Annotated in this window: 15 protein-coding genes; 11 read left to right on the top strand and 4 right to left on the bottom strand. The window is 61.3% G+C overall.

All coding sequences use genetic code 11. The features are described from left to right. The 6 genes from WB528_RS08165 to WB528_RS08140 all read left to right on the top strand — a co-directional run. A partial coding sequence (locus WB528_RS08165) for a 16S rRNA (uracil(1498)-N(3))-methyltransferase (protein ID WP_423887910.1) occupies positions 1-557 on the top strand: 557 nt, incomplete at its 5' end. A gap of 199 nt (positions 558-756) precedes the next feature. Then, a complete protein-coding gene (locus WB528_RS08160; protein ID WP_423887909.1) occupies positions 757-1,911 on the top strand; it encodes an ATP phosphoribosyltransferase regulatory subunit in 1,155 nt (384 codons plus the stop codon). Then, on the top strand, positions 1,908-2,885 hold the full coding sequence (hisG, locus tag WB528_RS08155; protein ID WP_423887908.1) for an ATP phosphoribosyltransferase: 978 nt from the start codon (positions 1,908-1,910) through the stop codon (positions 2,883-2,885). The genes WB528_RS08160 and hisG overlap by 4 nt, the downstream gene beginning before the upstream one ends. Before the next feature lie 113 nt (positions 2,886-2,998). Then, positions 2,999-4,045 (top strand): glycosyltransferase family 2 protein, encoded by a 1,047-nt coding sequence (locus tag WB528_RS08150; protein WP_423887907.1) that lies wholly within the window; start codon positions 2,999-3,001, stop codon positions 4,043-4,045. Beyond that, a complete protein-coding gene (locus WB528_RS08145) occupies positions 4,042-4,872 on the top strand; it encodes a ChbG/HpnK family deacetylase (RefSeq protein ID WP_423887906.1) in 831 nt (276 codons plus the stop codon). The genes WB528_RS08150 and WB528_RS08145 overlap by 4 nt, the downstream gene beginning before the upstream one ends. Before the next feature lie 160 nt (positions 4,873-5,032). After that, positions 5,033-5,842 carry a DUF2076 domain-containing protein gene (locus tag WB528_RS08140; protein WP_423887905.1) on the top strand — a complete coding sequence of 270 codons (810 nt, stop codon included), beginning with the start codon at positions 5,033-5,035 and terminating at the stop codon, positions 5,840-5,842. 77 nt (positions 5,843-5,919) lie between these two features. Here WB528_RS08140 and WB528_RS08135 read toward each other — a convergent pair whose 3' ends face one another. After that, positions 5,920-6,690 (bottom strand): L,D-transpeptidase, encoded by a 771-nt coding sequence (locus WB528_RS08135; protein ID WP_423887904.1) that lies wholly within the window; start codon positions 6,688-6,690, stop codon positions 5,920-5,922. A gap of 296 nt (positions 6,691-6,986) precedes the next feature. Here WB528_RS08135 and WB528_RS08130 point away from each other — a divergent pair, with 296 nt between their 5' ends. Further along, positions 6,987-7,760: a protein phosphatase CheZ gene (locus tag WB528_RS08130; RefSeq protein WP_423887903.1), complete on the top strand. Its 774-nt coding sequence runs from the start codon at positions 6,987-6,989 to the stop codon at positions 7,758-7,760. Positions 7,761-7,835: 75 nt separating this feature from the next. Here the strand turns inward: WB528_RS08130 and WB528_RS08125 are convergent, their stop codons facing one another. Next, the gene (locus WB528_RS08125) at positions 7,836-8,351 is read right to left on the bottom strand and encodes a hypothetical protein (protein ID WP_423887902.1); all 516 of its coding nucleotides are present in this window, start codon (positions 8,349-8,351) and stop codon (positions 7,836-7,838) included. Between the two features lie 326 nt (positions 8,352-8,677). Here WB528_RS08125 and WB528_RS08120 point away from each other — a divergent pair, with 326 nt between their 5' ends. From WB528_RS08120 to WB528_RS08110, 3 genes are all read left to right on the top strand, one after another. Then, complete coding sequence (locus WB528_RS08120) at positions 8,678-8,974, top strand: co-chaperone GroES (protein WP_423887901.1); 297 nt, start codon at positions 8,678-8,680, stop codon at positions 8,972-8,974. 75 nt (positions 8,975-9,049) lie between these two features. Beyond that, positions 9,050-10,687, top strand: a complete 1,638-nt coding sequence (gene groL, locus WB528_RS08115; protein WP_423887900.1) for a chaperonin GroEL — start codon at positions 9,050-9,052, stop codon at positions 10,685-10,687. Between the two features lie 329 nt (positions 10,688-11,016). Then, entirely contained in the window at positions 11,017-12,213 is a 1,197-nt protein-coding gene (locus WB528_RS08110; RefSeq protein ID WP_423887899.1) for a hypothetical protein, read from the top strand. Between the two features lie 18 nt (positions 12,214-12,231). Here the strand turns inward: WB528_RS08110 and WB528_RS08105 are convergent, their stop codons facing one another. Both WB528_RS08105 and WB528_RS08100 read right to left on the bottom strand, forming a co-directional pair. Then, positions 12,232-12,651, bottom strand: a complete 420-nt coding sequence (locus WB528_RS08105) for an META domain-containing protein (RefSeq protein WP_423887898.1) — start codon at positions 12,649-12,651, stop codon at positions 12,232-12,234. A 137-nt stretch (positions 12,652-12,788) separates the two neighbouring features. Beyond that, positions 12,789-14,453: an L-lactate permease gene (locus WB528_RS08100; protein ID WP_423887897.1), complete on the bottom strand. Its 1,665-nt coding sequence runs from the start codon at positions 14,451-14,453 to the stop codon at positions 12,789-12,791. A 380-nt stretch (positions 14,454-14,833) separates the two neighbouring features. On the opposite strand from WB528_RS08100, the gene WB528_RS08095 reads away from it, so the two are divergent. Continuing rightward, positions 14,834-16,585 (top strand): ABC transporter ATP-binding protein/permease, encoded by a 1,752-nt coding sequence (locus tag WB528_RS08095; protein WP_423887896.1) that lies wholly within the window; start codon positions 14,834-14,836, stop codon positions 16,583-16,585. The last annotated feature ends 180 nt before the right edge of the window (positions 16,586-16,765 follow it).

Genomic DNA, 16,765 nt, shown 5'->3' with positions numbered 1-16,765 from the left:
GCCTTGAAATTACAACCCAGACCCGGCCGCAAGATCGTTTGCAGGAACTCGCTTACGTGTTCGCGCCGCTCAAGCACGCCAGACTGGACTACATGGTGCAGAAGGCGGTCGAGATGGGGGTTTCCTCCTTGCAGCCGGTGCTGACGCGTTTCACGCAAGTATCCCGCGTCAACAGCGAACGGATGCGGGCGAATGTCATCGAGGCCGCCGAGCAATGCGGCATTCTCGGCATCGCCGACGTTGCAGAACCCGTTGCCTTCGATCGCTTCCTCGATCGCCGCACGTCCGAACGCCTTCTCGTCTTCTGTGATGAAGCGGCCGAGGTTGCAAATCCGTTGAGCGTGCTTGCGGGCAAGAAAGCCGGCGATGGCATCGACGTCCTGATCGGGCCCGAAGGCGGGTTCGCCGAGGAGGAGCGCGCCCTGCTGCTGCGTCAGCCAAACACTTTACGGCTTTCGCTTGGGCCCCGTATCCTGCGGGCGGATACCGCAGGCGTCGCGGCGCTGGCGCTGGTACAGGCCGCGCTGGGCGATTGGACCCCGCGTCCCGTTCGTTAAGACACCCCACTCGTTAAGACACTTGGCGGATCCTGGTCGAAACCCCGCCCGTGCCATGCTAAAGGCTGCGGTCTGTGCCTGCGGCAGGGATCGGCCGATTGGGCCGAAAACCCGCCACCTCAATAAAAATATAATTGAGTCAATGGCTTAGAAGAATTTCGGCGTACCGAACCCGTTTTCGGGGGATTTGGACTGCAAGATGATCGCAACCCACGCGCCTCGTGCGACCGGATCCGCCGTATGGGCGGATGCACTGCTATTGTCGTTCGCCCAGGCCGGCTACGTCCTGGCCGAACCTCCGGTCTTGCAGCCCGCCGAACCCTTTCTTGATCTCTCCGGCGAAGACATCCGCAAGAGCCTCTATCTGACGACGGATGGGACCGGCGAAGAACTTTGCCTGCGTCCGGATTTGACGATCCCGGTAGCGCGGCAATATCTCGCCTCAGGGCGGGCTGGGAAGGCTGCCGGATTCAGCTATCTCGGCCCGGTGTTCCGATATCGCGGCAGCGCGCCAAGCGAGTTCTTGCAAGCCGGCATCGAGTCGTTCGGCCGGCGAGATCGGCCGGCGGCGGACGCGGAAATGTTGGCGTTGGCGCTCGAGGCCACACGCGCTTTCGGCGTCAACGAGGTCGAGATCCGCACCGGCGACGTCGCCCTGTTCACGGCGCTTATCGACGCGCTAGGTCTTTATCCGGTGTGGCGGCGGCGGCTGATGAAAGATTTCAACCGCAGGATCAGCCTCGAACAGGATATCGAACAGCTCACGGTCACCAGCGGTGCAACCCGCAACGAATATGAAGGCGTGCTGGCGGCGCTTGCCGGCTCCGATCGTAAAGCGGCGCTCGCGCTCGTCACCGATCTGATGTCGATTGCCGGCGCCAGCAATGTCGGTGGCCGCACGGTTGCCGAGATCGCCGACCGCTTTCTCGAACAGTCCACTTTGAAGGCCGGCGCGCTACCGCGCGACGCACTCGCCATCATCAAGCGCTTCCTCGCCATCTCCGGCGATCCTCGCCAGGCGATCGCGCAACTGCGGGTGCTCGCCTCGGATGCCAAGCTCGACATCGCTGCCGCCATCGATGCACTTGAAAGCCGGGTCGGCTTTATGGCGGCGCGCGGCATCGATACCGCGGTGACGCGCTTCTCAACATCGTTCGGACGCGGGCTCGACTACTACACCGGTTTCGAATTCGAGTTGCACGCCAGGGACAATGGCGTCGAACCGCTGGTCGCAGGCGGCCGATATGACGGGCTATTGCAGCGGCTCGGCTCCGACACCCCCATTCCCGCGGTCGGATTTTCGGTGTGGGTCGAGGCCCTGGCCGAGATGGGCAAGCCCGGGAGGCCGTCGTGACCACGCCTTTTGTTCTCGCCGTTCCCTCAAAGGGCCGCTTGCAGGAAAATGCGGAAGCGTTTTTCACGCGTGCCGGGCTTGCCTTGGCGAAGCCACGCGGCGCCCGCGAATATCGTGGCACCATTACCGGGCTCGACAATGTGGAGATCGCCTATCTCTCGGCGAGCGAGATTGCCTCTCAATTGGCGCGCGGCACCGTGCACATGGGCGTCACCGGTGAGGACCTCGTGCGCGAAAGCATCGTCGATGCCGAAAAACGTGTGCTTCTGATCGACAGCCTCGGCTTCGGCAGCGCCAACGTCGTGGTGGCCGTACCGCAGGCATGGATCGACGTGCGGACCATGGCCGATCTCGACGACGTGACATCGGGCTTCCGCGAGCAGCATAACCGGCGGATGCGGGTAGCGACTAAATACATCAATCTCACCCGCGCGTTCTTTGCTTCCCACGGTATCGTCGACTACCGCATCGTCGAGAGCGCCGGCGCAACCGAAGGCGCGCCCGCGGTCGGCACTGCCGAAATGATCGTCGATATCACCACGACCGGCGCGACCCTCGCCGCCAATGGCCTGAAGGTGCTCGACGACGGCGTGATCCTGCGCAGCCACGCCAATCTCGTCGCCTCGCGCGAGGCCGACTGGTCGAGCCAGGCGCGCGAAGCTGCCCGCGTGATCCTCGACCACATCGCGGCCCGGGCCCGTGCGAACAAATACCGCGAAGTCCGCACCCGCTTTGCCGCTTGCAATGCGGCGCTACTGGCCGAGGCAGCGCAACGCTTCGGCGTGGTGTCGCCGTTCGGCGGACCGACGTCTTCCGGAATGGTGACGCTGCACTGTCCACCGGCGCAGCTCTATGCGCTCGGAAGCTTTCTGCGCGACCACGGCGCGGACACGGTTTCGGTGGCTTCGCTCGATTATGTGCTCGACCGCGAAAATCCCCTGTTCGCGCGGCTCGAAGCATTCCTTGGCCGATAGGCAAAATGGCAACCACCTCCGTGGCGACAATTCACCGCGATTGCCATATGTTGTGCTTGAACGGGTTTTGGAGCGAAATTGATCGTGCCGGCGCTGGGACTGGAGCCTGACCGATGATGCTGGGTACGGACGTATCGAGCTTGTCTACGACCGCTGCCACTGCGGCGGCGCAAGGCCTGTCGATCGTGGTCCCGCTGTTTAACGAAGCGGCCGGGCTTGCCCTGCTGCACCGGCGGCTTTGCAACCTCGCCAAGACTCTCAACGATCGATACCACCTGCGCTGCGAGGTCGTTTATGTCGACGATGGCAGCTCCGATGACACGCTCGCCATTGCGAGCGGGCTTGCCGCCGATGCTCTCGATATCCAGGTGGTCTCGCTATCGCGCAATTTCGGCAAGGAAGCCGCGCTGATGGCTGGTCTCGATCACGCCAAACGCGGCGCGGTCCTGTTTATGGACGGCGATGGCCAGCACTCGCCGGACCTCGTCGAAAAACTGGTCGGTCACTGGATCGAAGACGGCTACGACGTCGTCTACACGGCGAAAGCCCATCGCGATAACGAGTCGTTGCTACGGCGACTGTCGGTGCGCGGCTTCTACGCGCTGATCAACTGGGGCGCCCGGCAGAAAATCCCGGAAGACGCCGGCGATTTCCGCCTTCTGTCGCCGCGTGCAGCGGCAGCCTTGCGCCAGCTTCCGGAACGCAACCGCTTCTTCAAGGGACTGGCGAGCTGGATCGGTTTTCGTCAGATTCGCGTCGACTATGAGCCCGCCGCCCGTGCCCACGGCATGACGACGTTCAGCCCCGGCCGGCTGGTCGGACTTTCGATCGAGGGACTGACCTCGTTTTCGGTCGCCCCGCTTCGCTTTGCGAGCCTGCTCGGCGTGGTCCTTGCGTCCGCCGCCTTCCTGTTCGGCCTCTCGATCCTTTGGGAAACCATGGTGGACGGGAAGTCGGTCCCTGGCTATCCCTCGCTCGTGGTCGGCCTGATGACGATCGGTGGCGTGCAACTGATCATGATCGGCATTGTCGGAGAATATATCGGCAAGATCCTCTCGGAGCTGAAAGCGCGCCCGATCTACTTCGTCGCCGAACATTCCGAGAAGCGCTCCGATGCGCATATCGGCGGCGAGGCCGGCGAAAGGACCGCGGCCGAATGAACAGGCGCATCTGGTTGTGCGCCGACGACTACGGCATCAGTCCCGGTGTCAACCGCGCGATCCGCGACCTGATCGAGAACCGCCGCCTCAACGCCACGTCCGTCATGGTGGTGGGACCGGCCATCGGCCGTGACGAGGTGAGCGCGTTGAAGACAGTCGCGCAAGCCAATCCGCGTTGCGCGATCGGCCTTCATGCTACCCTCACCGCGCCGTTTCGTCCCCTGACCATGCATTTCAGGCCGATCGAGGGTGGCTTGTTCCTGCCCCATGCCAAGCTGTTGCGCCGGAGCCTGATGGGACGTCTCGACTTTGAGCTGATTCACACCGAACTGATGGTGCAGCTTGCGGCCTTTGTCGATTTGTTCGGCCGGCCTCCCGACTTCGTTGATGGCCATCAGCATGTGCAACTCTATCCGGGCGTGCGCGACGCTTTCCTCGCCGCGGTGAAGCAAGCAGCGCCCAACGCGTGGATCCGGCAGTGCGGCCGCGACCGGCCATGGATGCAACGTCTCGACCCACCGAAGGCGCTTGTTCTCGACATCCTGAGTGCGCAATTCCGCCGCCGCGCCGCGCGCGCCCAACTCATTTTCAACCCGGCCTTTGCCGGCGCCTATGATTTTTCGAAACAACCCGAGTTCGGCGCCTTGATGCGGCAATTCCTGCGAGGAATGCCTGAAGCCGGCGTGGTCATGTGTCATCCGGGCATCGTGGACGATGTGCTGATCAGCCTCGATCCGCTGACGACCCAGCGTGAACGCGAATACGAATTCTTTCGCGGTGACCACTTTTTGCCGCTGCTCGGGGCCAGCGAAGTCACCCTGGACTAGACAGCCGAATGCCCCACTGCGGGGGCGAGATTTTTCGGCTTCCAATCACGGATTTGCGTGCAAACCGCGCCGCCCACATAAATTTAATTTCCGGCCGCACTACTTGCGACATGAACGGCACCTACATCTGGCCCACGCTTTTAAAGCGAGGAGAGGCCTGATGACACCGCAAGAACGCCAATTGGTTGATGAACTTTTTGACCGGCTGTCCAAGATGGAGAGCGCGCCACGCGATCCGGACGCCGCGGCTGCGATTGTCCAGGGCCTGCGGATCGCCCCGAACGCGATTTACCCGCTGGTGCAGACAGTGCTGGTGCAGGACGAGGCGCTCAAGCGCGCCAACAGCCGCATCCAGGAACTGGAGAACCAAGGCGCGCCCCAGCAAGACCAGGGCGGTGGCTTCCTCGATACGATGCGCGGCGCCCTGTTCGGACAGGGTCAATCGCAAGGTTCCGTGCCGAACGTACGACCTCCCGAAGTCGGCAGCCGCCCAGTCTGGAACAGCGGTCAGGTGTTGCAGCAGACCGGACATAATGACCAAGGCGGCTATGATCAGCCCTATGGCGGACCGCAGGCGCCGGCGGGCGGCGGCATGATGGGTGGAGGAATGATGGGTGGAGGCGTCGGCAGCGGGGGCGGAGGCTCGTTCCTTGGAACCGCCGCTGCCGCAGCCGCCGGTGTTGTCGGCGGCTCGCTTCTGCTCAACAGCATCCGTTCGATGATGGGCGGAAGCCATCATGGCTTCGGCGATGCGAACGCGTTGGCCGACCGAAGCTCGGGCCAGAGTCCATGGGCCGATCAGTCCAACAGCAACCTCGCGCGTGACGCCGGCATCAACAACATCGGCTCATCCCAGGATCGAGCTGACGACTATTCGCGCGCGGGGCTGCTTGATTCTGCGTCGGCCGACGACCAGGACGACATGGATATGGACTCCGACGACAATGACGATGACAGCGATTTAGCCTGAGACGATCGAAGCAAACAGACAAAAAACGGCCGCCCTGCCGGTGGAGCGGCCGTTTTATTTTTGCGAAGGCCTATCGGTTAGATGACGACGACCTTGGTGCCGACGTTGACGCGGCCATAGAGGTCGATCACATCCTCATTGCGCATACGGATGCACCCCGACGAGACGTTGGTGCCGATCGTCCAGGGCTCATTGGAGCCGTGAATGCGATAGAGCGTCGAGCCGAGATACATGGCGCGGGCGCCGAGCGGATTTTCCGGTCCGCCTTCCATGTGCCGCGGCAGATCCGGCCGGCGCGCGATCATCTCGGCTGGCGGGGTCCAATCGGGCCACTCCTTTTTGGCGGAAATCGTCTTGATTCCGGACCAGGCGAAGCCGGGACGGCCGACGCCGATGCCGTAACGCAAAGCCTTGCCCTTGCCCTCGACCAGGTAGAGGAACTTGTTGGGCGTATCGACGACGATCGTGCCGACGCTTTCCTTGCCGTCGTATTCGACGAGCTGTTTTTCATATTTTGGATCGAACGCAGGACGTACCGGCTCGCCCATTATGGGCTGCACCATACCCTGCTGCGGCATCATGGGCGGCTGGTACGCCGGCTGTTGCGGGTACGCGGGCCTCTGCTGATAGCCCTGCCCTTGTCCACCACCGAACAGGAACTCGATGAAGCCGCCTCCCATATTGGGGCGGTCGGCCGAGGCGACCCGCACTGGCGCGGGAGCCGGCGGCGTTGCGGGATGCAGGACCACGGGGTCGGTGACAAACTCTGCCTCGTTCGCGGCGGCTTGCGGGAATCCCGGGCTGAGCCAACAGGCGCTGGCGAGCAGCGCGAAATACATTCTCTTCATCGACGTACTCATACTGTTTCGTCGTGGGTGCGCCGGAGCGGCGCGCCTTGCACGCAACCAGCTAACGGTAGAACCGCATCGGTTTGGTAAACAGAATCGACGTTTCGATTCACCACGTCGTCAGGTTCGCGCGGTTTTGCCCGGTAGCCTTTATTTTCGGTGAACGGGGAATGCGCATGGTTAATCGTTGGTGTGCCGTCGCCTCGATGTTTCGCACGCCGGTTCCGGCGTGAACCTCATGTTAAATCCGGTCTGCTTTAAAACACGGCGGAGTGAAGGGGTTAGGGACACATCTTATGCCGGTTCATCGCAGACGTTTTCGAATCGAGGAATCTATTTCCGGAGATATTCAGTTGCCACCGGAGGTCGACACTGAAGTCGGCCCCATGCATCGCGAGATCATGAACGAATTGCGCGCCATCAAGGCACAGATGGCTGTCTCACGTCCCTCGAGCGTCACCACAGAGACAATTGGTGAAGCCGCGGTGCGCGAAGTTGCGGAGGCCCACGTCTTGCTTGAAACCTATCGCGCCCAGATCGAACAATGCGAGAAGCTCAAGGTCGAACTCGACCTGATCTATGACGCCATTACCCGCACCAAGCGCGAGATCGCCGTGCTGCACGGCAAGAGCTTCGACGGCGAGGAGATGGCCAAAGTCAACGGTGAACTCGGCGCCGTGGTCGGCGGTACCGAAGAGGCGACCCAGCAAATCCTGGAAGCCGCCGAATCGATCGACAACGCAGCCACCGCACTCAGCAAGGTCACCTCACCGGACCAGCAGAAGCTGCTTAGCGAAGAGATCCAGGAACGCGTCGTTTCCATCTTCGAGGCCTGCAACTTCCAGGACCTGACCGGCCAGCGCATCAAGAAAGTGATGACAACGATGAAGTTCATCGAAAATCACATCACCGTCATGATGGATATCTGGGGTGGCGTCGACGCCATCAAGGCGCACGCGCCACCGATCGTCGATACCCGCGAGGGCGACGCCAAGCTCCTGAACGGTCCGAAATCCGAAGGCGACGTCGGCCACGCCTCGCAGGACGATATCGACGCACTGTTCGACTGATCAAGGCATTCGTTTCAAAACAGGACGCCGGCCTTAAAGGCCGGCGTTTTTGTTTGGCCGCGCTGACGTCTCAGCTCACGCCCGCGGGCCGCAGCGGACGTAGACCATGTTGCCGTAACGGGTCGCCGCATCCTTGTCGATGAAGCGGGTGATCAGCACCCTGCCATCGAAGGACACGATTTCGCGGTCCTGCTCGCCACCGGCCGGACCCGCCGGACCGATGTAATTCTTGCCGCCGGGACTGCCCTTCAGGCGTAACTCCTGCGGCGTCGCCTGATCGGCCAGATGCATGATCACGCCGCCGTTGGCACCGGCGCCGATCACATAAGGTTGCTTGCACTGCGCTTTGGCCGCGGCCTCGGTGCGCATGCGGTCGTTGGGGTTCTGGTACGAAGCCAGTCCCCATTTGCCGACGATTTCGTCGGGACGGATCGTTGCGGGCATTTCCGGCGCCGGCGGAGGCTCCGGAGCCGCCGTAGGAGAGGACGAGAACGAGGGCAGACTCACGCTGCTGCACGCCCCCAGAAAGAGCGCCAGTAACGAGACGATCCCGAGATTGGCGGCCGTCCGCGCGCCACCTGAACCGACCATGTTCTCCCCCAAGCAAATCTGCGACCGCACTCGACCGGCAGCCAAGCGCAAAATCCCTGCCTTAGCAACGACGTCCTGCAAACTACGCTGACGCGCCGATATGGTTTCCCAAAGCATCCTATATGAGCCTCAACAGGGCCTTAACCTCGTTTGCTTGACAGCATCGCGGCAAAGCCATATCCCCCTTTTTCACAATTGGCACTCTAAACATTCGATTGCCAGCAACACGATCTGCTGTCCTCGGACGCGTCGGATACATACACCCTTTATTCTCGGTCTATTTCGGCAGCAAATCGACAAGCGAACAGGCCCCCAAAGGAACCGTCATGGCTAAATCCAAATTTCGTCCGCTGCATGACCGCGTCGTGGTCAAGCGTATCGATGCCGACCAAAAGACCAAGGGTGGCATCATCATTCCCGACAGCGCCAGGGAAAAGCCTTCGCAAGGCGAAATCACGGCGGTTGGTCCGGGCGGCCGCGATGAATCCGGCAAGTTGATTCCGATCGACCTCAAAGTCGGCGATCGCGTCCTGTTCGGCAAGTGGTCGGGCACCGAGGTCAAGCTCGACGGCGAGGAACTGCTGATCATGAAGGAAAGCGACATCATGGGCGTGCTGGCTTAGACGCCGCATCGCTCCCGTTGGCGCAGCGGCAAAGCTGCGTCAGGCAAACATCCAATACCGATGGAGTAAATTCAAATGGCTGCCAAGGACGTCAAATTTTCCGGAGATGCGCGCGATCGCATGTTGCGCGGCGTCGATGTTCTCGCCAATGCGGTCAAGGTGACGCTCGGTCCCAAGGGCCGCAACGTCGTCATCGAAAAGAGCTTCGGCGCCCCCCGCATCACCAAGGACGGCGTGACCGTCGCCAAGGAAATCGAACTTGACGACAAGTTCGAGAATATGGGCGCGCAGATGCTGCGCGAAGTCGCCTCCAAGACCAACGACACCGCCGGTGACGGCACCACCACAGCCACCGTGCTCGCGCAAGCGATCGTACGTGAAGGCGCAAAGTCGGTGGCCGCCGGCATGAATCCGATGGACTTGAAGCGCGGCATCGAGATCGCGGTGACCGCCGTGGTGAAGGACATCGAGAAGCGCGCCAAGCCGGTCGCCTCCTCCTCCGAAGTCGCCCAGATCGGCACTATCTCCTCCAACGGCGATGCCGCGATCGGCAAGATGATCGCGCAGGCGATGCAGAAGGTCGGCAACGAGGGCGTCATCACGGTCGAGGAAAACAAGTCGCTCGAGACCGAGGTCGACATCGTCGAGGGCATGAAGTTCGACCGTGGCTACCTGTCGCCGTATTTCGTCACCAACGCCGAAAAGATGACGGCCGAACTCGAAGACGTCTACGTGCTGCTGCACGAGAAGAAGCTGTCCGGCCTGCAGGCGATGCTGCCGGTGCTCGAAGCCGTGGTGCAGTCGGGCAAGCCGCTTCTGATCATCGCCGAGGACGTCGAGGGCGAAGCCCTGGCGACCCTGGTCGTCAACCGCCTGCGCGGCGGTTTGAAGGTTGCCGCTGTCAAGGCGCCGGGCTTCGGTGACCGCCGCAAGGCGATGCTGGAAGACATTGCGATCCTCACCGGCGGCCAGTTGATTTCGGAAGAACTCGGCATGAAGCTCGAAAGCGTCACGGTCAACATGCTCGGCCGCGCCGGCAAGGTCGTGATCGACAAGGAAAACACCACGATCGTCAAAGGCGCCGGCAAGAAGAAGGACATCGAGGGCCGCGTCAACCAGATCAAGGCCCAGATCGAGGAAACCACTTCCGATTACGACCGCGAGAAGCTTCAGGAGCGTCTGGCCAAGCTCGCCGGCGGCGTCGCGGTGATCCGCGTCGGCGGGGCGACCGAGGTCGAAGTTAAGGAGAAAAAGGACCGCGTCGAGGACGCTCTCAACGCCACGCGGGCTGCGGTGCAAGAAGGCATCGTACCGGGCGGCGGCGTCGCTTTACTGCGCGCCAAGAAAGCAGTCGGCCGCATCCACAACGAAAACTCCGATGTTCAGGCCGGCATCAACATCGTGCTCAAGGCACTGGAAGCGCCGATCCGCCAGATCGCGGAAAACGCCGGTGTCGAGGGTTCGATTGTCGTCGGCAAGATTCTGGAAGAGAAGTCGGAGACGTTCGGCTTCGATGCCCAGACTGAAGAATATGTCGACATGGTCGCCAAGGGCATCATCGACCCGGCAAAGGTAGTGCGGACGGCGCTGCAAGATGCCTCGTCGGTCGCCGCCCTGTTGGTGACGACGGAAGCCATGGTTGCGGAGTTGCCGAAAGAGCCCGCGCCGGCGGCCGGCGGCGGCCACGGTCATGGCGGCGGCATGGGATTCTAAATCAGGCGGATTGCTAACCGCACGTAATCGAGAAGGCCGCCTGTGGCGGCCTTCTTTTTTGGCGATTTGCTCGAGGCTTTGTTAGGAAGGTCGATCCAGTGCCCGCTTGCCGAAGTTCGTGCTCCGCCCCAGCAACCACTTTTCACGAACTTCGGAAAGTTACGGGCACTGGCAAACTTATTGATTCTAGTGCCGGTTTCCTATTTGAAGTTCCTGAATCGAATTCGCCGCTTGTAGTCTAGGAACTTCAAATAGGGGGCATTAGCTTTCGATTGAGCCAGCCCGTTGGTTCCATGGTTGAGCCGATCCCGTTTTGCAAGGAAATGCCGATGCGCGCACCTATGCTGCTCCTGACCGTTCTTGTCGCGGCCGCAACCGGCGCGGCTCACGGGCAAATGAAGCTATCGACCAAGCCCGCTCCCGGCGCCAACGACGTCAGGTATTTCACCTCGATCGACGGACTGATGGACGGCAATGCCGACGTGGTCATGAAAGAGACGCGGCAGGGCAAGACGCTCACCGCGGCTACCCTTGACGTCTGCTACCCCGCGGCCAAAGGCTCCGACCGCAAGGATCGCTTCGTCGTCAATCTGGCGGTCAACGGCCAAACCCTGAGCGGCACCACTCAAAGCATCGGCGGCAAGTTGCCGGTTACGGTCAAATTGACTCGAAAACCGGCCGGCGAAAATTTCGAGTTCAAGGGCCAGATCAGTATCGGGCAAACCGTTACCGAAGTGAACTCGACCGACAACTCCGACATCAGCGAGCGGGAATTTCGGGAAAGCCAGACCAGCGATGACGGCATCACACCGTCGCCGAAGGATTTTACCGAACTATCCCCCGAAGCAATCGGCGTTCGCGTCAAGCTCGACGCGGCTGCTGATTTTCTAAAAAGCCTGAAGGGGCAGGACGTCGAGGTTTCCTTGACGAGCCTCGCTGTCACCTGCGACGTGCTGCGCGCCGGCGAGCAGACCATCACGCTCAGCGCCGATCCGGATCGAGCCGCAGCGCTGATCGCGAAATTCAAGTCGGCCCCCGGTGTCGTTGCAGCGGGCTGGACCACGGGAATCATCGAAATTGATCGCACCATCCGCTTTTCAGCGGCGCCCTGGCGCGACGGCGACCGGCTCAACAAGGACAAGCTGGCAGCGGCGATCGCCAATGTCCTGGCCGGAGCCTTTTCCGCCAAGCCAGCGACTTCCGCCTGGAACTCCACGAACGGCAAGCTGAAACTGACGTTCAAGCGCCCAAGCGAGGTGTATCCCGCGCTCAATCTTACCGACACCGTCGAGGTGACCGCGTTGGTGTCCTCGGAGAAACCCGGCGGATCGGACCGATTGATCCTCTGGGTCGGCGCTCCCGTCATCTCGACCGCCGATGAGACGTCGGGGCCTGCACTCATCCTCGCCAACGATTCCACCGGCGACGAGGAAGGCAATCAGAAGGATGACAACGGCTCGGTCGATGCCTTGACCAGAGAATTCAAGGGGCAACGCTGGGACGCCGACAAATCGGCCTGGAAGTAGCGGGCAGCGAAAACTGGCTCAATTGGTGTTGATGCGGAATCGCAAAGGCTTGGCTCCGACAAAGGATACCAGATCGCCCCGCCGTCTCCAGGTGGTGGCCTCGCTGAGCGCCGCGACCAGGTCATCGTCCGCCTGCGCCCGCGCCGACGGGCAGTCGCGGTCTTGCAATTGACCGGCGACAAAGATCACCGTGTTGCCCGCGACCGAGAACTGGCCCGTGCCGCTCTTGCACCATAGATCAAGCTTGGCCTCGCCATGGTCGCCGATCTCAAGCGTCGGAATCCGTTTCGATCCGGGCTGAGGTAGCGCATCCAGCGTCATCTCGAATCCGAACGGAAAGCCGTCCTCAGCCTGCGCGGCGGGACAGAGGGAAGAAATGGCGGCCGTAAGCGCGGCACCAACCACAGCCAGCCTCAGAAAACCGCGCGTTGAAACCATGTCGTTCCTCTAAATATTTGCCGACGCGCGCGCCTTGTAGTCGGCCACGGCGCCGTTGAACAGATCGGCGGTGTCAAAAAAATCCCCGCGTCCGGTCGGACGCGGGGAACTTGTTCAGTTCAGCCGTGAAGCCAGCTCTACTTCAAGACCATGCTCGTGAACGGATGGACATAGGCCTGCAACATCACTAACAGGCCGACCAGACAAGCGAGCGTGATCGAATGTTTGAACACGAAGCGCAAGATCGTACCCTCGTGGCCGTACCAGTTGGTCGCGGTGGAGGCGACGACGATCGATTGCGCATCGATCATCTTGCCCATGACGCCGCCCGACGAGTTCGCCGCCGCCATCAGAATCGGCGACAGGCCCAGTTGCTGCGAGGTGATCTTCTGCAGGTTACCGAACAGGATGTTCGAAGCAGTATCCGATCCGGTAAGAGCCACACCCAGCCAGCCAAGCAGCGTGCCGAAGAAGGGATAGAGAATACCCGTCGCGGCAAAGGCGAGACCCAGCGTCGCGTCGAGGCCGGAGAGCCGCGTCAACGTGCCAATACCCAGCATCGCCGAAATCGTGATGAGGGAAACAGCGCAGACTTTCAGCGTGCGGCCATATTCGGCAACCATCTTGGCAGGCGAGAAGCCCATCAGGAAGCCGGAGATGATGGCAGCGATCAACATGCCTGTTCCGGTGAACGACAAATAGGTGAAGCCGAAAACGGCGCGCTCGGCCGTCTCCTTCGGCGACACCGGTGGCACCTTGTTGATCAGCTTGTCGAGCTCGGGAACGGGATAATTCCAGGTGAAGATCGAATTCGCCCAGGATTTGAACTCACCATTGCCCCAGATCAGCATTACGATGCAGACGATGATCCACGGCAACAACGCGCTCCAGAGTTGCGCCTGGGACAAGGGGGTCTTGTCCAACGGTTTGGCGGCGGTCATCGTCGCCAGCGATTCGTCGTTCCCACGCAATGCCGCCGACAGCCAAAGCTGCTTCGGTTGCCAGACCTTGAGGAACAGGATGAGGCATCCCATCGAGATCAGCGACGCGCCGATATCGACAATCCACGGATTGATGTAGTTGGAGATCACAAATTGCGGGACGGCGAACGAGACGCCCGTGACCAGAATAGCGGGCCAAATTTCTTTCATGCCCTTCCAGCCGGCAAACGCCCACACCACCCAGAACGGCACGATCAGCGAGAACACCGGCAATTGGCGGCCGACCATCGCGCCGAGAATATAAGGATCGAGGCCGGTCACCGAAGCAAGACCTTGAATCGGGGTACCGAGCGCGCCGTAGGCAACCGGCGCCGTATTGGCGATCAGCGACAGGCCGGAAGCCGCAAGCGGCGAAAAGCCGAGACCGATCAGAACCGCGCCGGTAACCGCAACCGGCGTGCCGAAGCCTGATGCGCCCTCGAAGAAGGCGCCGAACGAAAAGGCGATCAGAAGCAGTTGCAGGCGACGGTCTTCCGTGACGCCGCCAATCGCCCGCTGCAACAGCTGGAAACGTCCAGTCGCGACGGTGACCCGATAAAGATAGATGACGTTCAGCACGATCCAGCCGATTGGGAAGAAACCTGCCACCACGCCAAGCACCGAGGCGCGGATCGACATGTTAGCCGGCATCGTGAAGGCGAAGATCGCGATGAGGTTTGCGGCGATCAGTGCAACGATGGCGGCGATGTGCGCCTTCACCTTGCCGCTCGCGATCAAAACCAGCAGCGTGACAACGGGCACCGCCGCGGCGATCGTCGACAGCACCGTGTTGTTAAACGGATTATAGACCTGATTCCACATTACGATTCCTCCCCACGCCCTTTTTTGGCGCGCTTGCCCGCGTGAATGGCCGGCGCGCTGGCGCTAAATGTTGAGGGGCCTTGGCAAAGCACGACGCAGGCGAATTCGGCTCCCGCCAAACCCGCTCACAAACGCGCGAAATGAGAGGGCCCCCTGCCACCCGCCATTGCCCCCATGCTAGGGTTGACTCGGAGGTTGGGACAAGCGAACCCACACCGCCAAGTTTTACAACTTTAGTCTAGCTTTGGCGACTGACATTCGCCCCCATGACCTTGCGGATGTCGAAAAGGACTGCGGCAAACCGGTAACGGATGTCAAATCTCCGTCACTAGCCAAGCCAACACCCCATTCGCGCAGCTATTCCCCGGAGACCACGATCTGTGAAAAACATCCGCTTGAGTCCTGCGACCGTGTGGCGGATCGCGGCTCCGTATTTCCGTTCAGAAGACAAGTCCGCGGGCCGCCTTCTGCTTGCAGCGGTGATCGCCATCGAGCTTACCGTGGTCGGCATCAACGTGCTCCTGAACCAGTGGAACAACCGCTTCTACACCGCACTTCAGGAGAAGAACTGGGAGGGTTTCGTTCGCGAGATGGGCATCTTCTGCATTCTGGCAACGGCCTATATCGCGCTCGCCGTCTATCAGCTTTATCTGAACCAGTGGCTGCAAATCCGATGGCGAAACTGGCTGACGCATCACTATCTCGGCGAATGGCTGCGCGGTCCCACGCACTACCGGATGCAGCTCCGCGGAGATGCGGCCGACAACCCGGACCAGCGCATCTCCGACGACGTCAAAATGTTCGTCGACCAGACTCTGAACATCTGCGTCGGTTTCTTGAGCGCTGTGGTCACGCTCGCTTCTTTCATCGTCATTTTGTGGGGCCTCTCGGCCGAGTCGCCGATGACGCTGTTTGGCAGTGAATTCCATATCCCCGGCTATCTGGTGTGGGGCGCGCTGATTTATGCGACCTTCGGAACGGTGCTGACGCACTGGATCGGCTCGCCTCTGGTCATGCTCAACTTCCAGCAGCAGCGTTTTGAGGCCGACTTCCGTTTCAATCTGGTGCGCGTGCGCGAAAATTCCGAGCAGATCGCGCTGTTGCGCGGCGAGAGCGCCGAACAAGGGCGGCTGTTGGAGCGCTTCGGCCGCGTTGTCCAGAACTGGTACGAGATCATGATCCGAACCAAGAAGCTGACCGCATTCACTTCGAGCTACTCGCAGGCTGCGGTGGTTTTCCCCTATGTTCTGGTTGCTCCGGCCTATTTCGCCGGCAAGATCCAGCTCGGCGGCATGATGCAGACCGCAAACGCGTTTTCCAGCGTGCAACAATCATTGTCGTTCTTTGTAACGGTCTATCGCTCCCTGGCCGAATGGAGCTCGGTCGTCGCTCGTCTCGAAGGTTTCGAGGAAGCAATCGCAAGCGCAGCCCACCTTGCAGGCGACCCGCCCTCGATCACTGTCGCACGTTCGGACGAAGGCAACGCGATTGAGCTGCGGCAGCTTCTGGTCAAGTTGCCCAACGGTACGCCGCTGGTCGCAGCAGACGGCCTGCGCATTCAGAGCAACGAGCACGTTCTCGTCACCGGGCCGTCGGGAGCCGGCAAGTCGACGCTGTTTCGCGCGATCGCCGGCATATGGCCGTTCGGCGACGGGGTGATAACGATTCCCGCCAAGGCCACGCTGATGATGTTGCCGCAGCGGCCCTACTTTCCCGTTGGGACATTGAAAGCCGCGATCGTTTATCCGTCGAACCCCGATGCATTCAGCTCAACGCTCGTCGAGCAGGCGCTCACCGCGGTCGGCCTGCCGCAACTCGTATCGCGGCTTCAGGAAGATGCACATTGGAACCGGATGCTCTCGCTCGGTGAGCAACAGCGGCTTGGCCTTGCCCGGGCGCTGTTGCATGAACCGCAATATCTTTTCCTCGACGAGGCGACTGCCTCGCTCGACGAGGCCTCTGAAGCGGCGCTCTACCGCCTGCTGGCCGAACAGCTCAAGGCGACGACCACGGTCTCGATCGGACATCGAAGCACGCTTCGGGCGTTCCACGACGGTCACATCGTTCTGGACCGCGAGGGAAACCTGTTTGCCGCGCATGAGCGGCAAAAGAAGGACTTCGTCTCCTACTAGTGGTGCGCTTCTAACATTCGCTTTGCAAGCTCGAGGCTTGGTGGGAGCGACTGGCTGGCCGCCGCTCGGACAAGACTGCTACTTCAGGCTGGTCATTGCGGTCAGGTCGACCGACAGCCTGGCGATGCCGACCGCACCACCGATATTCCAGGTGTCGTATCTCGGATAGGGAATTCCGAC

It is taken from the genome of Bradyrhizobium sp. (assembly GCF_049586575.1).
Lineage (GTDB): Bacteria > Pseudomonadota > Alphaproteobacteria > Rhizobiales > Xanthobacteraceae > Bradyrhizobium.
The sequence above is the reverse complement of the archived record's forward strand: the minus strand, read 5'-3'. Positions and strand labels throughout refer to the sequence as shown.